This window comes from uncultured Acetobacteroides sp., assembly GCF_963667355.2.
Taxonomy (GTDB): Bacteria; Bacteroidota; Bacteroidia; order Bacteroidales; family ZOR0009; genus Acetobacteroides.
Window position 1 is genome coordinate 1 of record NZ_CAXXVH010000001.1, and the last position, 5,000, is coordinate 5,000.

A 5,000-nucleotide genomic window follows, 5' to 3' on the forward strand; every position below is an offset into this window, starting at 1 on the left:
CGTATCAAAATACAGTAGCATCACGCTTTTGAATTCAATACCAAAATTGCTAATGGCAAGATTCGTCTTTTGCGTTCAAAGGCGCACATACAGAAAATCTACCTACAGTCGAGACGCAAGCGTGCTCTTGTTTAGCAGACAACCATATGCACTAAAGTAAGGGAACTGCGACGCCCATCCAGTACAAGAAGCTATTTCCTGTCCTTCTCTTGAAACGCCCAACCCTCAGGTTGAAATCTACTAGCCCGTGCATTGCCGCCTGTATCTAGTGTCGATCGATACAGAACTTGCAGTCTATCTATTCCCAATTAGCGCCGCGAAATAGCTGCCTGTATCTAATGTCGATCGATAACAGGACTAACTACCAGTATCTAATGACGATCGATACTGGCATTGCCTGTATCTAATGTCGATCGATACAGGACTTATTATCTATTTCTGCAAATAGCTGGCCTGTATCTAGTGACGATCGATACAGGACTTATTGCCTGTATCTAATGTCGATCGATACAGACATTGCCTGTATCTAATGTCGATCGATACAGGACTTACTCGCTATTTAAAACGACGGAAGGAATAGCTATTTCTAATGGAGATCGAAATAGTTATGACCAGCAAATAGAGAATCCGGCTATTTCTAATGGCGATCGAAATAGCACGTAATGCCTTGCGTTTCTAATGTCGATCGAAACGCGTGTTTCTAATGGCGATCGAAACAGGCATTGCGCTTTTATTTGTTTCTAATGGCGATCGAAACAAAAATTACGCTTGCATGAATGTTTCTAGTGGCGATCGAAACAGCCATGACTAACACATGTTTGTTTCTAATGTCGATCGAAACAAGCATGCGTTTATTCCTTTGCTTTCCGGTTTTTTGTTTTCAACGATCGATGCCAGGGCCAGATTCGGGCCGGGCAGGTCGCAGTTGCAACTTTTGAGTCGGGGCCGCAATATGGCGCAAACTTGATTTTATCCAATCAGCGTTCGAAAAATAGGGACTCCAATCAGAAAGCGTTTTGGCATTTCGCCTGGCGCCCGTGCATTTTTTTTTCGTGAGGGGTGTGGGAGCCCCCATGGCCGTTTGGAGCTCCCGCAAAAAATCCCCCCATGCCAGAGCCCACCTTTGGGCATTTTTCTACGTGGGAGGGCAATTTTTCTTGGCCTGGTGGCCTTGTGTGGCGCGGTTGCCAACATTTCCCTCTTTGAAGGGGAAAGCGTTCCCGACGTGTTTGGCGGGGTTCTGGCGCCACCCAAGCGGCTTTCTTCGCTGCCAACAGCAAGAAACTGTTCCATGCAGGCCTAGGCTTGCATTTTCGGCCTTGGCCTGCATGGGGCAAGCCCAAGGCGTTCGGCGGCGAGCCGAAAATCCAGCGTTCTCAGGTATTCCAGCACTGTTTGCCATTGCACAACACGTGCTTCTTCTTTCTGTCTCTCTCTTTGCTTGTCTCTCCTTTGTTTCTTCATGTTCTTGCTGGCTGCCATGAATTCTGGGCACGCCAGCTTTCTTTTCGTGTGTTCTGCATGCCCAAGTGCAGGGCGATTTTTCACGCGTGGCGCTCTGTCATGGCTGCCGTTTGGCCCAGAGTTGCTCCCTGTCTTTTGTTCTGCCTGTCACTCTTTCTATGCAGTCTGTTCTTGCTGTGTGCCACAAATTCTGGGCACGCCAGCTTGTTTTCCCGTTTTTCTGTGTCAATTTCCGTGAATTTTCTGTGTGAGCGATTTTTTTCTCTCTGCTCTTTCTGCCCCATGGCGTCTGTTTCATTGCATGCCATGGCATTTTTTGCTTTGTCTGTCCAAGTACACATCTGTTGCAAGCTGTTCGTCACTTTGGTTGCCACTCAGAGGCCATTCCCCGTTCATGCATTGCCTCTGTGTGAAAATTCTTTTCTGTGTGTGTGTGTTCTGTCATGGCTGCCGTTTGCCCCAGAGTGCTTCTCTGTCATTCTTTCTGTCTCTCTCTCCATTCTTACACTTTAGTCTTGCTGTGTGTCACAAATCCTGGGCATGACAGCTTTTTCCTCTGATTTTCTGTTTCATTTTCCGTGAATTTTCTCACTGTGAGCAATTTTTTCTCCCTCTCCCTTGACCCACCATGTCTCTTCTACTGTATGCCACTGCATTTTTCTTTGTCTCTGCCCAAGAACACATTTGTTTTCAGCTGTTCGTCGCTCTGGTTGCCATTCAGAGGCCACTTTCCACTCACTGACTGCCTCTGTGTGACTGCCGCTCACTTTGTGTGCAGTGCTCTCTCGGGGCTGGCGTTCGGCCCCCCGTCATTCTCACTGCCCCATTTTGGCAGCCACTCTTTCCTGACACTCTAGGCTTGCTATGTGCCACAAATCCTGGGCAGGTCAGCCTTCTCTCCTGTTTTTCTGTTTCAATTTCCGCGAATTTTCTCACTGTGTGATATTTTTTCTCGCTCTCTCTTGACCCCTGATGTCTTTTCTATTGCATGCCAGTGCGATTTTCTTTGTGTCTGTCCAAGATAACACCTTTTTCGAACTGTTTGTGTCTTTGATTGCCATTCAAAGGCCCCTTTCCATTCACTGACTGCCTCTGTGTGAGTGTATGTTTCTGTGTGTGCTGCGCTCTGTGGTGGCTGCCGTTCAGCCCCCCGTCACTCTCACTGCCCTGTTTTGGCAGCCACTCTTTCCTTACACTCTAGGCTTGCTGTGTGTCACAAATCCTGGGCAGGTCAGCCTTCTCTCCTGTTTTTCTGTATCAATTTCCGTGAATTTTCTCACTGTGTGCATATTTTTTCTCGCTCTCTCTTGACCCCTGATGTCTTTTCTATTGCATGCCAGTGCGATTTTCTTTGTGTCTGTCCAAGACAACACCCGAACTGTTTGTGTCTTTGATTGCCATTCAAAGGCCCCTTTCCATCTCTGACTGCCTCTGTGTGAGTGTATGTTTCTGTGTGTGCTGCGCTCTGTGGTGGCTGCCGTTCAGCCCCCCGTCACTCTCACTGCCCTGTTTTGGCAGAAACTCTTTCCTTACACTCTAGGCTTGCTATGTGCCACAAATCCTGGGCAGGTAAGCCTTCTCTCCTGTTTTTCTGTATCAATTTCCGTGAATTTTCTCACTGTGTGCATCATTTTTCTCGCTCTCTCTTGACCCCTGGTGCCTTTTCTACTGCATGCCAGTGCGATTTTCTTTGTGTATCCACGAGCACACTTATTTTCAGCTATTCACCACTTTGGTTGGCCTTGAGAGGCCATTTTTCATTCAGTCAGCGTCTCTGTGTGACAGTGTGTGTATGTGTGTGTGTGCCCCTGCGTGAGGCCTGGTTCGAGTTGTATTGATTCTTATCATGATTTTCTTCTTCCTCACCTTTTGTTTTACCCTTTAGCACGTTTTCTAATTATATCTCTCTGTCTTTTTCTCTCTCCTTGCCTCTCTCTGCCTCTATCACTCACTCACTCTCTCTCTCTCTCTCACTCTCTCTCTCTGTCTCTCTCTCTCTCTCTCTCTGTCTCTCTCGCTGGTCTTTCTCTCAGCCATTTCTTCTTGCAGGAACGGATCCGCATACCCTTCGGCCCTTTCTTGGTGTAGTGAAATAATTTTTATTAAAGCAATCGCTTCAACGCATACCGTCTGTCTGTACATGTTTCTCTCTCTCTCTCTCTCTCTCTCTCTCTCTCTCCCTGCCTGCCTGTCTGTATGTTTGTCTCTCTCTCTCTCCTTCTTTCTCTCTCTCTTTCTGTCTGTCTCTCTCTCTTACTCTCTCTCTCTCTCTCTCTATTTATTCATTCATTTTTATTTATTTGCCTTATTTTCCTCTCCTCCAATTAATTCTTTCTCTCTGCCTCTCTCGTGTTTATTTATTTATCTGTACGCCCTCTTGACCACCTATTAGTGTCTCCGGTGGCTAGAATGAATTAAAATACGCATAAATAAATAAATAGATAGATAAAATAATTTATACAGCCTAAATGAATAAATAACAAAATTAAATAAATAAAAAGAAAAATATGTACAAATAAATACTTTGAGGATTATTTAATTATTGTACAGGGGGAGTATGAGGTACAACAGTAGTGTGTACAGGCTGGCATGTGGGTTGTACTTTCTTTGCAAAACGAGACTGCATTCTGATTGGAGTCCCTATTTTTCGAACGCTGATTGGATAAAATCAAGTTTGCGCCATATTGCGGCCCCGACTCAAAAATTGCAACTGCGACCTGCCCGGCCCGAAAATGGGCCTGGCATCGATTGTTGAAAACAATAAAATACCTGCGTGCGTGCGAGTAGGGAGTAGGGAGTAGGGAGATAGGGAGTTTGGAGAGTTTGGTGAGTTTAGTGAGGTTAGGGAGGTTAGGGAGGAAGGGAGGAAGTGGAGGAAGGGAGGAAGTGAGGAAAAAAATCAAGAGAATTTTATTTTCATTTCAGAAAAGAAAAGAAAAGAAAAGTGAGAGCAGAAAAGAAAAGAAAATGTTAGAGAAAAAAAGTAAAGAAAATTCTTTTACTTCTTTTCTCTTTCACTTTCGGCTATGTATTTTCTCTCTCTATGTGCCCTACTCTCTCTCTCTCTCTACTCTCTCTCTCTCTGTATAGAGGAGAGAGCGAACACTTGGCGAAAAAACGCCAAGGTAGAAAGCGGAGGTCATTTCTGGGGAGTAAACGGAGGTCCCCTCTCCCGCAGGCACAAAGGGGGGATTCTGCTGCAGAAGCTGAAAATCTTGATACCATTTTAGGGTAAATAATAAGGTACCAGATTACCCTCCGTTCATGTATGCTCTCGGGGCCATAACAGATATCTATGGAGAATAGGAAGCTGTTCGCTTATTGTTCTCCATATTGTCTATTATGGAAGCATTCATCATTAGAGATATGAGAATTAAGAAGCTGCTCGCTTATTGTTTCCCATATTCTCTATTATGGAGCATTCATCATAGAGATAATAGAATAAAGAAGCTGTTCGCTTATCGTTCCCCATATTCTCTATTATGGAAGCATTCAGCATTCACTTCCGGGCCTAGAGATAATGAGAATAAAGAAGC